6 protein-coding genes and 1 pseudogene are annotated in these 15,186 nt (G+C 46.1%); 5 read left to right on the top strand and 2 right to left on the bottom strand.

Going from position 1 to position 15,186, the window contains the following annotated elements; genetic code table 11:
* Positions 1-80: 80 nt before the first annotated feature.
* The 4 genes and pseudogenes from OSC7112_RS07815 to ligA all read left to right on the top strand — a co-directional run bounded on the left by OSC7112_RS07815 (position 81) and on the right by ligA (position 4,627).
* On the top strand, positions 81-1,055 hold the full coding sequence (locus OSC7112_RS07815) for an Npun_R2479 family HD domain-containing metalloprotein (protein ID WP_015175402.1): 975 nt from the start codon (positions 81-83) through the stop codon (positions 1,053-1,055).
* A gap of 134 nt (positions 1,056-1,189) precedes the next feature.
* A complete protein-coding gene (locus tag OSC7112_RS07810) occupies positions 1,190-2,254 on the top strand; it encodes a vWA domain-containing protein (protein WP_015175401.1) in 1,065 nt (354 codons plus the stop codon).
* A gap of 175 nt (positions 2,255-2,429) precedes the next feature.
* A pseudogene (locus OSC7112_RS42550) lies at positions 2,430-2,738 on the top strand (DNA ligase LigA-related protein); the annotation flags it as partial.
* A 185-nt stretch (positions 2,739-2,923) separates the two neighbouring features.
* A complete protein-coding gene (gene ligA, locus OSC7112_RS07800) occupies positions 2,924-4,627 on the top strand; it encodes an NAD-dependent DNA ligase LigA (RefSeq protein WP_083888128.1) in 1,704 nt (567 codons plus the stop codon).
* 119 nt (positions 4,628-4,746) lie between these two features.
* On the opposite strand, the gene OSC7112_RS07795 is transcribed toward ligA, so the two are convergent.
* Complete coding sequence (locus tag OSC7112_RS07795; protein WP_015175400.1) at positions 4,747-4,992, bottom strand: hypothetical protein; 246 nt, start codon at positions 4,990-4,992, stop codon at positions 4,747-4,749.
* 12 nt (positions 4,993-5,004) lie between these two features.
* Here OSC7112_RS07795 and OSC7112_RS07790 point away from each other — a divergent pair, with 12 nt between their 5' ends.
* Complete coding sequence (locus OSC7112_RS07790) at positions 5,005-5,418, top strand: hypothetical protein (RefSeq protein WP_015175399.1); 414 nt, start codon at positions 5,005-5,007, stop codon at positions 5,416-5,418.
* Between the two features lie 285 nt (positions 5,419-5,703).
* Here the strand turns inward: OSC7112_RS07790 and OSC7112_RS07785 are convergent, their stop codons facing one another.
* Positions 5,704-14,946, bottom strand: coding sequence for a CHAT domain-containing protein (locus OSC7112_RS07785; RefSeq protein ID WP_015175398.1), 9,243 nt, complete (start codon positions 14,944-14,946; stop codon positions 5,704-5,706).
* Positions 14,947-15,186: the final 240 nt, after the last annotated feature.

The raw sequence follows: 15,186 nt of genomic DNA, 5'->3' as shown, positions 1-15,186 counted from the left end.
ATGCCCATCGATTATTTTTTCAGCTATGCAAGATATTTTCGATCGAGTTTGTAACTAAAGTCTGAGTGAGAGAATTTATCATGTTCAATGCAACTGCTATCCTGATTGACGCTTTTGTGCAAGAGCTGCAGGCCGGCTACCGCCGCACCTACGGCAAGTACAAGCCTGACTACCCTGAAATTATCGCCTGGGCAGGGACTATGGCTCTGGAAAATATCGCTAACTGCGATGCTCTGTACCACAATGTGGAACACACAATGCTCGTGGCTTTGGTGGGACAAGAGATTCTCCGCGGCAAGCATATTCGCGAAGGGGGAGTGTCGCCGGAAGATTGGCTGCACTACCTGATCTCGCTGCTGTGTCACGATATCGGCTACGTCAAAGGTGTTTGCCGCCAAGACCAAGAAGCTGTGGGACTCTACGCTACGGGTATTGACGGGGGCATGGTTTCTGTGCCGATCGGCGCAACTTCTGCCAGTTTAACTCCTTATCATGTCGATCGAGGAAAACTCGTAATTGACGAACGCTTCGGCGGCCACACATTAATTGATGCCGAACAAATCAAGCGCAATATTGAATTGACGCGCTTCCCAGTTCCTGCTAGCGAAACTCATCAAGACCGAAATAATTATTCTGGACTCGCTAGGGCCGCCGATTTGATCGGTCAGTTGAGCGATCCAAATTACCTGCGAAAAATAAGTGCCCTGTTCTACGAATTTGAGGAAGTCGGCACTAATAAAATCTTGGGCTACAAATCTCCGGGAGATTTGCGGCAAAATTACGCCAAGTTTTATTGGAATGGAGTTTTTCCCTACATTCCAGCAGCTTTGAACTACTTGGAATTGACCCAGGGAGGCAAACAAATTATTGCCAACCTCTACGCCAATGTCTTTCAGGTTGAACACGCTGAACCGCTCGCTTTCAAGCCAAAGGGTCAAGAATTAACCAAATACCCCGCCCATAGCCACTTAAACGGCGAAAAAGATGGTGATAGTCTTCAACCCGTGTCCGGGGAAAACAAGAAATTTACCGACTTTCAAGACTTAAATTTGTGATGATTGACGCGCTGAATTAGGCAGCTAAAAACAAGAATCATAATTAAAACAAGATGGATCTTTTAGTTGGGGATTCCTTTTTTTTTAGCTATGATCTAGCTAAAAATTAGTTGTTGATTAGGAAGAGTGAGGTCATGGAAACCAACAATATTGAAGTCGTTTTTAGCTTTGATACAACTGGCAGTATGTACCCTTGTTTGACACAAGTTCGTCGGAAAATCAAAGAGACGGTAACGAGACTGCTCGATGAAATTCCCGGCATTCGGATTGGAATTATTGCCCACGGAGACTATTGCGATGCTGGCAGCACCTACGTAACTAAACACCTCGATTTGTCCGGCGATGTCGGCAAGATTTGCAATTTTGTTCAAAATGTAGAGCCAACTGGCGGCGGCGATGCTCCAGAATGTTACGAATTAGTCTTGCACGAAGCTCAGTCACTTTCTTGGACTCCAACTAATTCCAAAACCTTGGTACTAATTGGCGACGACATCCCCCACGCACCCGCTCAAACTCCTCAAAAACTTAACTGGCGTCAGGAAGTAGATAAGTTAGCACAGATGGGAATTACCGTGTATGGCATCCAAGCTCTCAACCGCCAGCACGCTACTTTATTTTACAAAGAACTAGCCGAAAAATCTGGCGGTTTTCACCTCAATCTAGACCAATTTTCCTACATTACAGATTTATTTTTAGCAGTTTGTTACCAACAGTCATCTAACGAACAACTGCAAGCTTACGAACAAGAAGTTGTCAGCCAAGGTCGCATGAGTCGCGGATTAAACAAGATGTTTGATACCATGCTGAAGCGGGAAGACGCCACTGTTTACGAATCAGCAGAATTGCGAGCCGTAAAACCGGGGAGATTTCAGATTCTAGAAGTTGACAGCGAGATTTCCATTAAAGCTTTTGTTCTGGAAAATGGCTTGACTTTTAAAACCGGGCGCGGGTTTTATGAATTTACTAAAACAGAAACTATCCAAGGTAAGAAAGAAATTGTGCTGATGGAACGTTCGACAGGGGATTTGTTTGAAGGAGAAGCGGCGCGAGAAATGTTGGGTTTGCCAATGGGCGAAACTGTTCGCATCAAACCGAGCAATCTAGAAAAGTATGCGGTTTTTGTGCAAAGTACCTCAGCAAATCGCAAGCTGATGGGGGGAACTCGTTTCCTTTATGAAGTTGAAGATTGGGATCGTTAATTAATTTTAAATGTCCAAACTACAACCGCAGAGTGACCCAGAGCGTGGTAAAATCCGCTATAAGTAAGGTAAGGTGCGCCACAAGCACCCTACAAATAGTTGGTGCGTCGATGACTGTACGAGCTGTGTTTATCCTATACATCTGCAGTTAAAAAATATACATTTTAAAATTAATATGCAACCCGAAATCCAGCAGCAAATTCAAAAGTTGAGGCAGCAGCTACAGCAAGCTAGCTATGCTTATTATGTTCTCGATGCGCCGATTATGCCAGATGAGGTGTACGATCGACTTTATCGCCAGTTGCAAGAATTAGAATCAGATTATCCGGAATTAATTACTGCGGAAAGTCCAACTCAGCGGGTGGGAGAACAGCCTGCTACTCAATTTTTTAGCGTCAAACACAATATTCCTCTCTACAGTTTGGAAAATGCTTTTAATTTTGAGGAATTTGCTAAATGGCAGGAACGCTGGCAAAGGGTAGCGCCCCCCCTAACCCCCGATCAAGAAGGAAATGCACCCCCCCTAACCCCCCCTTATCAAGAGGGGGGACAAGAGGGAAATCCACCCCCCCTAACCCCCCCTTATCAAGGGGGGGGACAAGAGGGAAATGCACCTACGCTTAGCAATAAGAAAAACAGGGAAACTACTCCCCCCCTTAGCAAGGGGGGTTGGGGGGGGTTTCCTATGTTTGCGAGTTAAAAATTGACGGTTCTGCTTTAGCATTAACCTATGAAAATGGGGTTTTAGTTCGCGGTGCGACGCGGGGAGACGGCATTACCGGAGAGGAAATTACTCAAAATGTCAAAACTATTCGCTCGATTCCTCTGAAGCTCAATTTAGATAATCCGCCGCCTGTTGTGGAAGTGCGGGGAGAAGCTTTTTTGTCTTTAGCTGTGTTTGAGGAAATTAATCGGGAACGGGAAAAAGCGGGGGAACAATTGTTTGCTAATCCTCGCAATGCTGCGGCGGGTACGCTGCGGCAGTTGGATTCTAAAATTGTGGATAAGCGCAGGTTGGATTTCTTTGCTTATACTCTGCATTTAGATCGGGGTAACGAGGAGAATACCCAGTGGGATTCGTTGGAATTGTTGAGAACAATGGGGTTTAAGGTGAATCCCTATCGCAAAATTTGCTATTCTTTGGAGGAGGTTCGCGAGTATTACGAACATTGGGATACTGAGCGGCGGAATTTGCCTTACATGACGGATGGGGTTGTTGTTAAGATTAATTCGGTTTTGCTGCAAAAACAATTGGGTTTTACTCAGAGGTTTCCGCGTTGGGCGATCGCCCTGAAGTATCCCGCGGCTGAAGTGCCTACAATAGTAGAAGCTGTCACCGTGCAAGTAGGGAGAACCGGGGCTCTGACTCCTGTAGCGGAACTCAAACCGGTGCAGTTGGCGGGGACGACGGTTTCGCGGGCTTCTCTCCACAACAGCGATCGACTTTCCGACCTAAATCTCCATATTGGCGATACTGTGATTGTCAGAAAAGCTGGGGAAATTATACCAGAAGTTGTGCGAGTTTTGCCGGAACTGCGCCCCCAAAATGCTCAAATTTTCCAAATGCCCAGTTGCTGTCCCGAATGCGAACAGCCTGTAGTTCGGGAAAAGGGGGAGGCCGTTACTCGCTGCATCAATACATCTTGTCCGGCAATTTTGAGGGGTTCGCTGATTCATTTTTGCAGCCGGGATGCTCTGGATATTAACGGTGTTGGGGAAAAGTTGGTGCAGCAGATGGTTGATAGCAATCTGGTAGATTCTGCGGCGGATTTGTACGAATTGACTGCGGAAAGATTGATGAGTTTGGAACGCATGGGTAAGAAGTTAGCAGAAAAGTTGGTAAGTGCGATCGCCCAATCGAAAAATCAACCTTATTCGCGCGTACTTTACGGCTTGGGCATCCGCCACGTCGGCACAGTCAACGCTCAATTGCTGACAGAAAGGTTTGCAAATGTGGAAGAGTTAGCAGGGGTATCAGCGGCATCGATTGAGGGCGTTTACGGCATCGGGCCGGAAATTGCTCAAGCGGTTTATCAGTGGTTTCGAGTGCCGGCAAATCAAAGTTTAATTGCACGGTTGAAAACTGCGGGCTTGCAATTGCAGTCAGAAGCGAAAAATCCCAATTTAGCCAGCACAAATTTACAACTTGCAGGCAAAAGCTTTGTGCTTACCGGAACTTTGCCCACTTTGAAACGAGATGAAGCTAAAGATTTGATTCAAAAAGCAGGAGGTAAAGTCACAAGTTCCGTGAGTGCTAAAACAGATTATGTGGTTGTGGGAGAAGATGCGGGTTCTAAGTTGGAAAAGGCTCAATCTTTAGGGATAGAACTACTTTCGGAAGCTGAGTTATTAGAATTGCTATCGACACCATAAATAATTGGTGAAAGTCAATATATCTCTCTTTTCTCTTTCTCTGCGCCCTCTGCGCTCTCTGCGGTTCGCAAAAAAAGCTGATTCACTTGAGCCGTTTTCACAGAAAATCGCCAACAATTCTATTGCCCTAGGTGCAAAATAGCCGATCGCGAATTGGGCAATACCTCAAAAGGCATAGAAATCGCGTAAGCGTTGCCCGCCCCTACGGGGGCTACGCCAACGCAGAGGATCGTACTTGGTGAATATACATACTTCCCCGGCGGCTCTTCTCCAATCGGTTGTCGGTACAGGCTAGTTTTGCTAAAATTTGATAAAGTTTGCAATAGCGATCGCAATTGCCAGCTTAGCCAAATCCCAGCAATCATAGGAGATACATTATGTCTGAAATTCCAGCAGAACAAACACAAACAAACTTGACAACTCCAGAAATAACTACCGAAAGCTCGATTTCTGCTGTGGAAAAGGTGAAAAATAGTTTGGGAAACGTCCTAAATAGTTGGAAGTTGAAAGCAGGGTTAGCCGTTGCTGCACTGTTTGCAGTGTTGCTATTGGCTTTCTACTGGCAGCATATAATTGCAGTCGTAGGTATGAAGAGTTGGTCGGCGCGATCGGGAGCTCAGCCGATCGAATGTATGGTAAGAGATACTAATAATGACGAGTATGTCAGTTGCAGCGCCCTCCTCGATCAGCAAATTGTCCCTCTTGAGTGCAGTTCGAGTTTGTTCAATATCGGCTGTCGAGTCAATTACGGAACTGCCGCCCCAAATGCGAGACAAATCAACCCTAGATAGAGCATCTGCGGGTTTCTGATAATTTTTGAATCGCTCTGACTTAAATACGGATACAATCCCCACAGGAGTCGCGCTGAGAAAAAAAGTTTGGACGTTAGTTCAAGCCCCCAGATTCATCTGTGGGCTTGTATTTAAAATCTAAAATTTAATTAATTGCCCATCATAACCCATCATCAAACCTCTTAGTAGTGAGGACTTTAGTCCTCATAAAACTCGCTCAGACTTTAGTCATCATTACAACCTAGAATGGTTGATTTTACCCAACACGAGCTAAAGTATGACAGCTTACCAAGGACTTCCAATTAGAGTGAAACTACTCCAATAGTAAGGATGAGAAAAATTTTGGTTTGTTTGTTGTAAATTAGCAGGTAAATTTAACTTGCCGCCTGTTGTTACTAACTGTCCGTTTTCCAGTCGCACTTTACCGGACATTATTGCTTGTTGAGCGCGTTGCAAAGCTTCTGCCTTAGTTGTGGTTGCTTGCAACTGGTGGTAAAATTCGCTCATCAGCCCCAAAGTGCCTCCATCGTCAACATACCACAAACTACCTAAAGCAGATTTGGCGCCGGATTTTACTGCTAAACCTCCAAAACCTAACTCTGCTTCCCGATCGCCCATAGCAGTTCTACAAGCACTTAATACTAACAAGTCTACCTGCGGATTGCGCCAATTTAAACTCTCCATGCGATCGAGCTGCAATTTGGAATTCCACAGTTGAATGTAGGAATTGCTCGCTTTTCCCGGTTTGAATTCAGCGTGAGTTGCTAGATGAACGATCCGAAATCCTCCCTTGGCGTGTTCCGACGTGAGATTATCTAAAGTGAAAGTAGAATTGAGGAAAGATGGGCTGTGCCACTGAGCCGAAATCGCCTCCAATTCGATCGGCACACTGGGCAAGGGGTTTTGGTCAACAAATTCCGACCTTCCCATTGCTAGCACTGTGGCGTCTCTAACAGCTTTATAATCAGTATTAGTCGAACTAAAACTTGGAATTAGGCTGAAACTGTATTTTTCAATCAAGAAGCCTTTACCGTCGTGCAAAGCGGCAAAGGGCAGGCTCCGCAATCCGGGATCGACTGACAGTAATAAAGTTTGAATTCCTAAGTTTTGTAAGTCTTTTTCTAGGGGTGCGATCGCCCATTTATATAATTGCTGGGCGGCAGCTAGATAAGTGCTAGTACCGCGTTTTGCGGGATTGGTAATTTCATTGCGAAACTCCTGAACGGTGGGAAAAAGAGCTGCTCTGTTGGCTTCGGGGACGCTGTAGTGAATCGGTCGCCCCACGGGAGGAACTAAAATTAGTTCCAGTCGATCTTCTCGCGAGACTATGTAGATAATACCAGACCGCTTGCCCGGTTGCTGTGCGATATCTTGTAAAGTTTGTTGGAAAGTCGAAATCAAGGTTTTTTCCTCTGGGAGGTTGGCTTTTACCCCCAAGTATTCTCCAAATTCTTGATTCCTCATTTCTTCGATTCCCCAGACTGTTTTCTGTATGTCGTTACCTTCAAAAAGTCGATCGGGAGACGGGGCGTATCCCAGAACTAAATTAGAAGTAGGGTTGAGTGTTTGCGGTTGTGGTGGTGTTGGTGAGGGTGGTACTAAGTCGCTGGGTAATTGACTGGTGATACTTCGATCGAGGGTTAAAACTCGATCGGCTGCAGCACCGGGATTTTCTAGCTGGGGATTATTTTTTTTGCGCTGAAAGTCTTCTGCGTCGGGGGTTGAGGGTTGCGCTGCGGCTGTAGCTGCGGGCGCGGGCACTTGTATTTCCGTAGGAGCACTCGGAGTCGGAGTGACAACTGCACTCGGAGTGACAACTGCACTCGGAGTCGGAGTGACAACTGCACTCGGAGTGACAACTGCACTCGGAGTCGGAGTGACAACTGGAGTCGGAGTCGGAGTTACTGCCGGAGTCGGAGTGACAACTGGAGTCGGAGTCGGAGTTACTGCCGGAGTCGGAGTGACAACTGGAGTCGGAGTCGGAGTTACCAGCGGAGTCGGAGTGACAACTGGAGTCGGAGTCGGAGTTACCAGCGGAGTCGGAGTGACAACTGGAGTCGGAGTCGGAGTGACAACTGGAGTTGGAGTCGGAGTGACAACTGGAGTTGGAGTGACACTCGGAGTCGGAGTCGGAGTTACTGCCGGAGTCGGAGTGACACTCGGAGTCGGAGTCGGAGTTACTGCCGGAGTCGGAGTTGGCGTTGGCGGCGGGTCGATCGCGTCGTCAGTCGAAAACACAATATTACCAACACTACTAGAACGCGGAAACGACTGCGATGTAATGCTAGATTGTCCCGTTGTAATTGCACCCGCCGTACCGTTGCTAGCAGCATCCCCCACCACAAACGGTTGAATCGGCGTCCCTCCATCTCCGCCAGCGTGTGTAATTGCGATATTTCCGCTACCTGTGCCGCCAGCAGTAGAAATGCTAGCGACTCCCGTCGGCGACAGCGGTGTGGAAAAAGTACCCGTAGCGCGGAAAAAATTGCCTGTTATTGCTGTGACATCGCCGCCGGTGCCGCCAGTGCCGCCTTGGGCATTGATAAACTCTACTTGAATATCGCCGATCGGATCTAAAAACACATTGCCGGCATTTCCGACTATACCGCTAGAGTTAATTTGTCCCGCCGTAATTGAAGTTATCGCCTTAACAGTTATGTTGCCGCCACTGTTTGCCGATGTATTCAAATTGCCTGCGGTGAAATTGTTACCGCTTGTAAATAGAATTTCTCCGCCATTAGTAGTAATGTTTTTAACACTTATATCGCCCTTGGCAGTAATATCGACTTTACCGGCGGTGACATCTCCCGATAAGTTGACTTTTTCCGTGTTTAGTGCTGTCAATTGTTGCGCGTTAATTGTCGAGTTTCCTGTCACATTGCCAGCATTTTCGATCGCAAGATTTCCTAACTTGCTGGTGGCCCCCACCGCACCGTTGAAAGTGATGCTGCCGCTACCTGCATCCAGATTTAGGCTGCGGGCATTAATGCTGTCACTGTCGATCGCACCCAAAGCAATATTTCCCCCTGCGGTACTAAATACCGCATCCTTTGTCAAAACCACAGCATTGCTAATATTAATGTTGCCGTTATTCGTCGTAACATTACCGCCTAATTTAGTGTTTAATCCCGTAACATTAAAACCTGAATTGCTGTTAACGTTTCCAATAAATTCGGCATTTGATGCAGTAACATTCAAAACAGAAAGCGGTGCAGTTACTCCGATATTTCCTTGTACCAGCACATTGCCTGTAGCCGTATCTAAGTTCAACAAATGATTGCCGTCTATCGCACCAATTATCTTAATATCTCCGCCGCTGGTACTGAGATTAATATCGTTGCCGAGTGTGACAGTGCCGTTGAGAGCGATCGGATTTTTATTGGTATTGATGCCATCATTCAAATTAATTGTGGCAGCCTTGAGAGCAATGCTGCTGTTGTCAAGTCCGGTAATAGTGCCATCAAGTGCGATCGTACCTGTTCCAGTTTGAATATTTACTGGATCTAAAAATGTGAGATTAAAGGGAACACTAATATTGGCACTGCTATCCGATCGCCCGATCGCGATCGAGCTAAATCCATTTTGAATTAAACTAATTTCCGATGCAGTCAAATCTAAAGCGCTAGTATTGTTATCAATTCCGCCAACAACAATATTTTGTCCTGCTGTTGCGGGTTGCAGCGTTAGCGCGCCCGTACCAGAAACATTCCCGGCAAAATCAATTTCACCTGCTGTTAAATTCAGCGGGTTACTACCTGCCGATACAGTCGAACCGAAAGCAATAGTTGCATCTCCCAGCGTAAAACTTACAGGAGCTTTTAATGTCACCGGATTGCTAAAACTAATATTATCATTAGTTGTGGTGATATTTCCGCTAACCGCAACATTTCCCCCGCCATTTTGAATAAATGCACCGTCTAAATTCAGGTTTTTCTCAATATTGAGATTCACCTTATTGGTAATTGTGAGCGTGCCGTCATTGGTGGTTGTTACAGTTCCTTTGAGATTAACATTATCAGCCGCAATACCCAGATTGCCAGCTACGTCAACTGTATTGTTGAAAGTAATGTCGCTGCCTGCGAGAATCGGATTGTTGGCAATTGTCACTGCATCTCCGTAAGTTTGAGCGCCTGTTGTAGTGACATTTGCCTTGACTTGAGTTGTGCCGCCAGCATCTGCAGTCAAACTCGCGGCATTGACTGTTTGATTAAATGCGGTTGTTCCTATAGAATTAGCTGTTAAATTGCCGATCGCACTTGCAGCACCAACTGCACCATTGAAGGTAAGATTACCGCTAGCCGCCTTCACAGTCAAATCGCTGCTGCCGTCAACTGTATTATTGAAAGTAATGTCGCTGCCTGCGAGAATCGGATTGTTGGCAATTGTCACTGCATCTCCATAAGTTTGACTGCCAGTTGTAGTGACATTTCCCTTGAGTTGAGTTGTGCCGCCAGCATCTGCAGTCAAACTCGCGGCATTGACTGTTTGATTAAATGCGGTTGTTCCTGTAGAGTTAGCGGTAATATTTCCTAATGCCTTGGTATTGCCAAGTGCACCATTGAATGTAACATTACCAGCACCCGCATTTACGGTCAAGTCGCTCCCAATGTTATTGGCATCAACAGTATTATTGAAAGTAACGCCGCTGCCGGAGAGAATGGGATTGTTGGCAATTGTCACTGCATCTCCATAAGTTTGACTGCCAGTTGTAGTCACATTGCCATTAAGTTTAGTTGTGCCGCCAGCATCTGCAGTCAAACTCGCGGCATTGACTGTTTGATTAAATGCGGTTGTGCCTGTAGAATTAGCGGTAATATTGCCTAATGGCTTGGTATTGCCAACTGCACCATTGAATGTAATATTACCTGCACCCCCATTTACAGTCAAATCGCTGCCAATGTTATTAGCATCAACAGTATTATTGAAAGTAACGCCGCTGCCTGAAATAATCGGATTAGTGGCAATTGTCACTGCATCTCCATAAGTTTGAGGCCCAGTTGTAGTGACATTTCCCTTGAGTTGAGTTGTGCCGCCAGCATTGGTGGTGAAACTGGTAGCCTTGACAGCATTAAATGTAGTTGTACCAGCACTGTTGACTGTAAGATTTCCTAATGGTGTGGTATTGCCTACAGCACCTTTAACATCAATGTTTCCAGTACCAGTTTCTAAAGTGAGATTGCCACTGCCATCAATGTTATTGTTAAACAGAATATTGCCACCTGCTGAATTGCCATTGCTGACTAAGACGCTATCTCCCACTAAGGTATTGCCGTTAATTGTGATATTTTGAGATTGGGTGGTAATATTGCCGTTCAGGTTATTAGTTGGAGCATTGAGAGTAATTGAGGCATTATCAGTTCCCGAAATCGAGCTAGCGAGATTTACAGAAATAGTGCCTTGAGTATTGAAAGTCACAGGATCTTTGAAAACTATCGGCAAATTCTCTACAGCGATCTTGCCTGTGGTAGTATTAGTTCCGACAACAATTTCACTAAATCCATTAGCCAATGCCGATAAAAAGGGCGTTCCTAAATCGATCGCCTGCGGATCGTCAGGAAGTCCAGCCTGGAAGCGAATTCCGACATTTGGCGAAAAAGGCTGAATTGAAAAAGTACCTTTACCCTGAACGGAATCTGGGCCTCCCGAAAAGCTCATCTCATTGCCGCTAATAATAATATTTCCAGTACCGGGCAATCCCTTAGCATCAATGCCTTGTATCCCAACTTGCTTGAGAGTTGCGATCGCAATATCTCCGCCGCTACCAGAATTAGAACTAGAATTCCAAACTACTCCTGGGGCTGCAATAATATCGCCAGTTGTGCTAGTGATATCGATTTTTCCGCCATTACCAGCAGTGGAACTAGAGTTAAGATTGCTAGCGTCAATCGTATTGTTGGCACTGAGTGCGATCGGGCCACCATTTCCGGTAGTGGATGTGGTATCAATTGCCCCCGCAGTCGTATCAATATTGCCATTACTGCTGGTAAGAGCGATCGCCCGTCCGGGATTTCTCATACTACCAACGGTAAGATTGCCTGTAGTTTTAATCGAAAAATCGATCGGATTCTTAACATCGAAAGAATTGATTGTTGTCAGGGAACGTAAAGGTACTGTATTTCCAATGAAGCCGTTGGCATTAATAACGCCTGTTCCCGCAGTCAAAACTAGGTTGCCATCGCCGTCAACCGTTCCCCCAAAATTAATGTCGCCTGCATTCGTTAACCCAGTATCGAGAGTGACATTAGAACCCGTACCGAGAGAGACTTGCTTACCAAAGGTAATATTCTGTTCGTTGGTAAGAATATTTGCGTTTAAGTTAGTCGTTAGAGCGTTAAAAGTAATTGAAGCGTTGTTTGCACCTGTAATGTTTCCATTAACTGCAATTGTCCCAGCTTGCATTGTGATGGGGAAATTAAAAGTAACACCAGCGGGGTCAATTGCGATCGCCCCCGTCCCATCCGTCCGCCCAATCACCATTTGGGAAAACCCATTTAACGTGTCGAGTTCCGTCTGGATTAGATTCAAAGGAGGAACGTCAGGGTTGTTCTGAGTACCGCCTATCAGAATACCTAAACTCGGTGTCAGCGGCTGCAAAGTAATAGTGCCGGTGCCATTGACTTGAGTAGGCCCTAACAGTTGAATTTCATCGCCCGTCAAAGTGACATTGCCGCCCAAAGCCGCATCAATCACACCGTCAGTGAGGTTAATAGGAATGGAATTGTTGTTAGCCTTTCCCGTAAGGCTAATATTACCCGTTCCCGTAGCTTGTACCGTTACCGGCGGTAAGGCCGGGGCGAAGTAAATGCCGTCGTTGCTAGTTGATGTCCCTACACCGGTACCAATTAAAGCAATATCTCCATTCTGCGATTTTACAGTGCCTGAGTTGACGTATATCCCGGAATTAGTGCCTGTCCCTGCACTGCCCGTCCCCGTCAACGTCACCTTTCCCAAGCCTGCGGTTTGGACTGTAGCACCAACGTCTATATATATGCCTTCGTTGGTAATTCCAGCCCCACCGCCTGTACCAGTCAGACTGACATTTCCAGAGATCGCTTTCACTGTGCCACCCACAAGTCGTATCCCTTGATTGCTATCAGTCCCATTGCCCCCAACACCGCTGAGAGTTACATTCCCGGTGCCTGTGGACTCCACCAGCCCTTCCACCGAAATGCCCGTGTTGTTGCCCACGCTACCGTTACCTTTTCCAGTCAGGGCGATATCTCCATTCTGCGATTTTACCCTGCTGGGATTATCAATAGTTATCCCTTGATTGCTGTCAGTCCCCTTTCCTCCCGTCCCGCTGATGGTGACAGTCCCATTCCCCGGCGTTGAATCTACTGTAGAGTTGAATATTCTAACGCCAGTGTTGTTGGTTAAAGTCCCAGCACCTTTACCAGTCAAGTTTATATTTCCCCCAGCCCGTACTGTACTGCCGTCAATGGATATCCCTCGATTACCATCTGTCCCGTTCTCGCCAGTACCGTTGAAAGTAATACTTCCTGTTCCGATCGATTCCACTGTGCTGGTATCAATGTTAATCCCGTTGTTGTCGCTTCCAGTTCCGTTTCCTGTGCCAGTCAGGGTGATATTTCCATTAGCTGAAGTCACCTTAGATGTACCTGTAACAACAATACCTTCATGGGGGGTGGGGGTGAATGGGTTGGTTCCGCTAGTACCATTGAGAGTAATATTCCCGCTGCCAATAGTTTGTAGTGTGCTAGCATCGGAAATCAAAATACCATGATTGTTTGCTGTCGCCTTTCCTCCAATACCATTCAGGTCAATGTTTCCACCCCCGGCATTAAGTGTGCTGTTCTTGAACTCGATTCCCGGCCCCAACCCAAAATTCCCCTGACCGTTACTCAGGAAATTACCACCATTAGTATCGATCGTCGAATCTACGATACGGACAGCACCACCGTTTAGATTATCACTATCAGCATTCAGAGTAATATTGCCTCCCTGAGTAGTGATATTGGTATTATTAATATTAATATTATTATTAGCAATCAGAGTTAGGGAATTACTATTAGCCCAAGAGATCGGAGCGCTGACTTTAATATCGCCTTGATTCGCAAAAACGGAGGCAGTGGAAATAGTCACATTTCCCAAACCTAGCTGTGTTTGCAGCGTCCCATTATTAATCGTAGAAGTACCCGCCGATGGCGTAAATGCTCCCCCTCCTAAAGTGCCGCCTGCATCCGCACCTGTGCTAATAGTGATATCAGTAGGATCTAACAATAAGGTTCCAGCAATCCCAAAGGTCGATCGCAAATCAACTAATCCTTGAAAATCCAGCGATTGCTTTCCCGACACTTCCACAAAGCCGCCATTCCCAGAAAACAAGCCACCTCTCGCCGTAATATTGCCATTAAAGCGAGTAGTTTCATCAGCCCAAACTATGACTCGCCCGCCATTCCCATTACTAATAGCATCAGCATTAATCGTCGAGTCGCTGCTAACAAAAGTCCGCAAAGCATTGGGCACCGTACCCAAACCCTGATAATCTCCCCCAATCAGTACATTACCGCCGCCGTTAATCCCAGAAGCATCGATCTTGCCCGCAATAACACCTACTTTGTCGCCTAAAATAGTTACACTACCGCCAGTGTTGCCAGAGACATTGAGACTGCCGGATGCGATCGCAGTTCCCGCAGTTACCGGCACAGCAGCATTCCCCGTCAACACAACTTCCCCATTGGGATTTACCGTCAAACCCGTCGCCTGTGCCACACCTTTCCCAGTCAGCAACTCGGGCAAAGATAACACCGGCTGCGTCCAATTGTTGGGCAGCGAACTTTGATTTGCTGTCGGCTGAATATCCAAGCTCAATAAATTTCCAGCTTGACTGATCCGCACCAAATTGTTACCGGGTACGGCGCTGATGAGAATATTGCCGCTAGGCGCAGTTACCTGACCATTATTGACAACCGTACCGCCGATCAAACTTAAAGTTTGACCTGGTGTCACCGCCAAATTGCCTGCATTAACAATGCTTCCTCCTGGCAAATTTGTAAAGGCAAAACTGTTCGGCGCCCCGATTAAAGTTGCCCAATTGTTATTGCCGATCGCACTAAACCACTGATTGTTCCCAAAACCAATCCCTGTCGCCGTAGTAGCATTAAAAGATCCAGGCACGTTGAGGCTGGCATTCGGCCCGAAAATTATGCCGGCAGGATTCATCAAAAATAAATTGGAATTGCCACCCGTAACTTGAATTAAGCCATTTATTAAAGAAGGATTACCCCCAGTAATCCTTCCCAAAATATTTTGAATATTGGGATTCGTCAGAAAGTTAGCCGTTTGAGCCTCGCTGAGGCCAAACTGAGTAAAACTGTGAAAAAGATTAGCCCCATCTCCGCTGAAAGACCCCCCGGAAATGTCGTAGCGGTTGCCGTTGGGAGTAACAACTGTGTTAGTGCCGTCCGCTGCCGGGGTGATAGGTTGCGCGTTTGCCGAACCCGCCACTGCACTCAGCCAGCTAACAATGAATAACCATCCGAGCAAATGTAGTTTGTTGGGTGTCATTATTTTGAAAGATTTTGCTTAAAGTGCGATCGTATTTATCTGTCCTATATTTACTCATAAAAATTCCTCATGTCAATAGGAGCAGCCTATTTTTAGTTACCGAATAATTAAAATGGGACAAGGAAATGTATATTTTAAATTACTATGATTTACGTAAAAACTGTTTTTTTACTATAAATCAGGCGCGAGAAATGAAACTTGGTTTCTTTTTTTGACTTTGACTGCTTCCCTGACCCAATT

This window comes from Oscillatoria nigro-viridis PCC 7112 (assembly GCF_000317475.1).
GTDB lineage: Bacteria > Cyanobacteriota > Cyanobacteriia > Cyanobacteriales > Microcoleaceae > Microcoleus > Microcoleus nigroviridis.
The sequence above is the reverse complement of the archived record's forward strand: the minus strand, read 5'-3'. Positions and strand labels throughout refer to the sequence as shown.

Excerpts from the sequence above, each read along its gene's own strand:
- OSC7112_RS07790 (WP_015175399.1), top strand. The coding sequence starts at position 5,005 with ATGTCTGAAATTCCAGCAGAACAAACACAAACAAACTTGACAACTCCA.
- OSC7112_RS07795 (WP_015175400.1), bottom strand. The coding sequence starts at position 4,992 with ATGATTGCTGGGATTTGGCTAAGCTGGCAATTGCGATCGCTATTGCAA.
- OSC7112_RS07785 (WP_015175398.1), bottom strand. The coding sequence starts at position 14,946 with ATGACACCCAACAAACTACATTTGCTCGGATGGTTATTCATTGTTAGC.
- OSC7112_RS07815 (WP_015175402.1), top strand. The coding sequence starts at position 81 with ATGTTCAATGCAACTGCTATCCTGATTGACGCTTTTGTGCAAGAGCTG.
- OSC7112_RS07810 (WP_015175401.1), top strand. The coding sequence starts at position 1,190 with ATGGAAACCAACAATATTGAAGTCGTTTTTAGCTTTGATACAACTGGC.